The 4,205-nt window shown below is 44.3% G+C and carries 5 protein-coding genes and 1 riboswitch; of the genes, 2 read left to right on the forward strand and 3 right to left on the reverse strand.

The features are described 5' to 3' along the window. Nucleotides 1-235 precede the first annotated feature (235 nt). On the reverse strand, nt 236-1,207 hold the full coding sequence (locus QUB12_RS26510) for a GTP-binding protein (protein WP_333143492.1): 972 nt from the start codon (nt 1,205-1,207) through the stop codon (nt 236-238). Nucleotides 1,208-1,401: 194 nt separating this feature from the next. Here QUB12_RS26510 and QUB12_RS26515 point away from each other — a divergent pair, with 194 nt between their 5' ends. Next, nucleotides 1,402-1,725 (forward strand): hypothetical protein, encoded by a 324-nt coding sequence (locus QUB12_RS26515; RefSeq protein ID WP_333107053.1) that lies wholly within the window; start codon nt 1,402-1,404, stop codon nt 1,723-1,725. Continuing rightward, nucleotides 1,722-2,108 (forward strand): aspartyl protease, encoded by a 387-nt coding sequence (locus tag QUB12_RS26520; protein ID WP_333143491.1) that lies wholly within the window; start codon nt 1,722-1,724, stop codon nt 2,106-2,108. The genes QUB12_RS26515 and QUB12_RS26520 overlap by 4 nt, the downstream gene beginning before the upstream one ends. Nucleotides 2,109-2,156: 48 nt before the next feature. Here the strand turns inward: QUB12_RS26520 and cobW are convergent, their stop codons facing one another. Continuing rightward, on the reverse strand, nt 2,157-3,185 hold the full coding sequence (gene cobW / locus QUB12_RS26525) for a cobalamin biosynthesis protein CobW (protein ID WP_333143490.1): 1,029 nt from the start codon (nt 3,183-3,185) through the stop codon (nt 2,157-2,159). A gap of 280 nt (nt 3,186-3,465) precedes the next feature. Next, nucleotides 3,466-3,876 carry a DUF1636 domain-containing protein gene (locus tag QUB12_RS26530; protein WP_333241503.1) on the reverse strand — a complete coding sequence of 137 codons (411 nt, stop codon included), beginning with the start codon at nt 3,874-3,876 and terminating at the stop codon, nt 3,466-3,468. Between the two features lie 22 nt (nt 3,877-3,898). Continuing rightward, a riboswitch (cobalamin riboswitch) is annotated at nt 3,899-4,045 on the reverse strand. Nucleotides 4,046-4,205 lie beyond the last annotated feature (160 nt).

Consider the following 4,205-nt stretch of genomic DNA (forward strand, 5'->3'; position numbering starts at 1 on the left):
GTGGAACAGGCATCTTGCCTGTTCCATCCCACAAAAGATGAATTTTCATCTTGTGGAACAGGCATCTTGCCTGTTCCCTTCCACGGGCAAGATGCCCGTGCCACAAAAGATGAATTTTCATCTTGTGGAACAGGCATCTTGCCTGTTCCATCCCACAAAAGATGAATTTTCATCTTGTGGAACAGGCATCTTGCCTGTTCCTAAAAAGCTTATTAAAAATGCTTCAAGATGTCAGTTAAACCAGACATCTACGAAAATCCTCTCGCAATTGATTTTCGTTTAAGTTGCGGCCGATGAATACAAGCTCATTTTTCGGAGTTTCGGTAGCTTTCCAAGGTCTATCCGGTCGGCCATCGAACACCATGTGTACTCCTTGAAAAACAAATCGCTTGTTGTCTCCGGCGACATTCAAAATGCCCTTTGTCCGAAAGATATTCGGGCCTTGAGTTCGCAACAATTCCTCAATCCAATCGCTAAATTTGTTGCCATCAATAGCACCGGATTCGACTATTGCTACGGAAGTTACTGTTTCGTCGTGTTCGTGAGTGTGTTCGCCCAAAAAGTCTGGTTCTATTTCTAATGCCCGGTTCAAATCAAATGCTTTAACGCCCAACAAAGCATCCATTGCTAATTCAGCGTTGCGGGTGCGGTGAATTTTTGCCATTGCATTCATGGCGCGAATTCGCCTTTCTAATTCTGCCAATTCTTCCTCAGTCACTAAATCAGTTTTGTTGAGCAAAACTACATCGGCGAATGCAATTTGTTCTTGAGCTTCGTCTGCGTCCCAGTGCTGCCAGATGTGCTTGGCATCGACTACGGTGACAACTGCATCTAGCAGTAATTTTTCCCGCATATCTTCGTCTACAAAAAAGGTTTGAATTACTGGTGCGGGGTCGGCTAAACCTGTGGTTTCGATGACTATGTGATCGAATTTGTCTCGCCGCTTCATTAAGTTGCCGATAATCCGAATTAAATCGCCTCGGACTGTACAGCAAATGCAGCCGTTGTTCATCTCAAAAATTTCTTCGTCGGCATCAATTATCAGTTGGTTGTCGATGCCTACTTCGCCGAATTCGTTGACGATGACTGCAACTTTTTTGCCGTGTTCCTGTGTTAAAATGCGGTTCAGTAGCGTAGTTTTGCCTGCACCTAAATAGCCTGTGAGAACGGTAACAGGAACTGATTCGATCGCCCCAGCACTCACCATACTTGACCTCGATTATTGTACAATGATAACCATTATCGTTATTGTACACCAGACAAGCTGCTAGTAGCAAGAATATTACAAAATGTTAATAAATAGTTCGCTGGAGACTTTAAGGGCTGGTTGTAGGAAAAATAGACAAAATAATACTTGTGGGCTATCATAAATCAATCTATACATTTAATCTAAAAAACACCATGACTCAGCTATCAGAAAAGCGAAAAGCGCTGCGGAATAGAATCTCTCCCGAACAAACTATACCACCCGAAGAATTAGCAAGGCGCAAAGCAGAAAGAACTGAACTCGGTTTGCGCGGTCGAGCAATATTTGAGCGAATTCGCCCGAAACTGATCGACGAGTATTACAATTGGTTTATTGCGATAGAGCCGGACAGCGAAGAATACTTAATTGACCCCAAACTGTTAGGCATTGTCCAAAAAATTAAGGAACAGTATGGCGATAAAAATGTGATGTTAACAACCTTTCGCCTCAATGAAACAGGAACCTGTGGCAGAATATGATATCAGGTTGGTTTGGGGAAAACGGAGAATTGTTTTTTGAGATAGAGTTGATTGCATCTAATGGCGAGATTTTTCCAGTGGAAGTAATGCTAGATACAGGTTTTACCGCAGGCTATCTGGCAATTAATTTTCAAGATATGGAGGCTTTGGAGTGGCCGTTAGTTAAATCTAAATTCAAGCTGGCTACAGCGCGGGGAGATGCTTTATTTGACCTCTATGAAGGTCGAGTAATTATTGACGGTCAAGAGTTTGTTATTCCGGTTCATGTTGGAGAGGAACTCCCGGAGATTTTAATCGGTTCGCAATGGTTAGATAGGATGCAGCTAGTTGTTAATAAATCGATCGGCATTTTGACGTTAGAAACAGTATCGAGTGCAGAATGATTGCAGATCGATCGCCCTTTCTCAAAAAAAGCGATCGCCCGCATTCAACTACAAAAATGACTGTATTTTAGCAGAGTTGAGTTCCCGACCGATCAGCACTAATTTGGTTTGGCGGACTTCGGAAGGTTGCCAAGGACGATCGTAAAAATATTCTATCCGTGAACCCACACCTTGCAACACCATCCTCATCGGTTTCTTGGGAACCGCCACAAACCCTTTAATCCGATAAATTTCCTCCTGCTGCATCAACGATTGCAGTTTTTTCACCAAAGCTTCCGGTTCAAATTCGCGATCGGCAATAAAGTAAGTCGAGTTAATATCATCATCATGTTCATGTTCCTCCTCAGTGTCGTGGTGACTCGGACGAGACTCCAAATCATCCTCAACCGCCGCATTAAATCCCATTAGCACATCGGGGTTAATTTCGCCACTTTTGCAGGGAACAATTTTTACACTCGGACGTAACTCTTGTTGCAACCAGCTTTGGACTTTCTTGTGAGTTTCAGCATCTACGCGATCGACCTTCGTTAAAAGTACCATATCGGCACAGGCTAACTGGTCTTCAAACAATTCCTCGATCGGAGTTTCGTGATCTAAACTAGAATCAGCTTGTCGCTGTGCCATCAAAGCATCAATATCACCGACAAAAGTACCGCTAGCAATAGCTTCGCAATCGACAACAGCAACAACACCGTCTACAGTAGCACCCGTCCGAATTTCCGGCCAGCGAAAAGCTTGAATCAAAGGTTTAGGAAGTGCGAGGCCAGAAGTCTCAATTAAGATACAATCAATTTGTTCTCTGCGCTTCAACAATTCCTGCATAGTCGGCAAGAATTCCTCTTGAACAGTGCAGCAAAGACAACCATTTGTTAGTTCAACAATATTGCTGCTGACATTTTCTTCTTCATCGCAAACTTGGCAATCGCGCAGCAGTTCTCCATCAATTCCGATTTCGCCAAATTCGTTAACCAGAACAGCAATGCGGCGACCTTGATTATTTTGCAATAAGTGGCGAATTAAGGTAGTTTTGCCGCTACCAAGAAAACCAGTGATGACAGTAACAGGGATTTTGTGCATTGATAATTTTGTTGTTGTTGGTGAAGGGGAATCTCTCGTTTTCTAGTTCCCAAGCTCTACCCATTGGTGACAACTTAAGCCGACCGTCCGCCAGGGAATGAATTCCCTGGCTGATAGCTAAAGTCCTCTGAAGAGGACTAATGAGTTCTTCAGTCCTCTTCAGAGGACTTTAGCTTTGAGGCAGGGGTTTCAACCCCTGCCGGACTGCTGCCGGAGGGCAGGAGGGCCGGTTTGACGTTAAGTTGTCACCAATGGGCCGATCCTAGGAACAAGAAAAACTCTAATTTACCAGTGGTGGAATCTTTGCTAAAACACCTTTTTTCAGAGCTTGAGGACGCTCAGACCAAGGCAACAAACCGTCCGGTTTAGCATAGTATTGACCCGCGCATTCGAGTACAGCCTCGACGCTTTCCGACTCATTTGCTGGTAAATCGCCAAACAGATAAGTGTACTTTCCAACAGCAGCAAAAGACACCGCACAAGAGTGACTGCAAGCACTCATGCACTCAACCTCTTGAATCTCAAACTTATCAGAAAACTCCCAATCTTTAGCGAGTTGCGACAAATTTTCCATAAATTGTTGACCGCCGCTTTTACCTTCGCGCTTGCCGTTTTTCCAAACACTAGCGCAAGCAGTGCAAACAAATAGACTGTGCTTTGTGCGTACAGCCGTGTTAATTCCATCCATCATCCGTACCTCGCAGATGCGTTCAAAAGTGAGTTAGATATCGGCGGGCATTCTGACTTGAGAAACCACAACGGTTTCATTACAGTTGCGGGACAGCGCCGGACTTGCACCGAACTTTCCCCGTTTCCTCTAACGGCTGCTCCCCGCTAGAACCGATCGCGAAATCACATCATACCGCACTTGCCGCCTTTTTGGAAAAAAGTTATGTTGGTAATGTCGATCCATCAAAAAAAAATAACTCTTTGTGGAACAGGCATCTTGCCTGTTGCTGACAGGAGAAAACCCCACCAAAAAAAATAACTCTTTGTGGAACAGGCATCTTGCCTGTTGCT

This window comes from Microcoleus sp. B7-D4 (genome assembly GCF_036705125.1).
In the GTDB taxonomy this organism is placed as follows: Bacteria; Cyanobacteriota; Cyanobacteriia; order Cyanobacteriales; family Microcoleaceae; genus Microcoleus.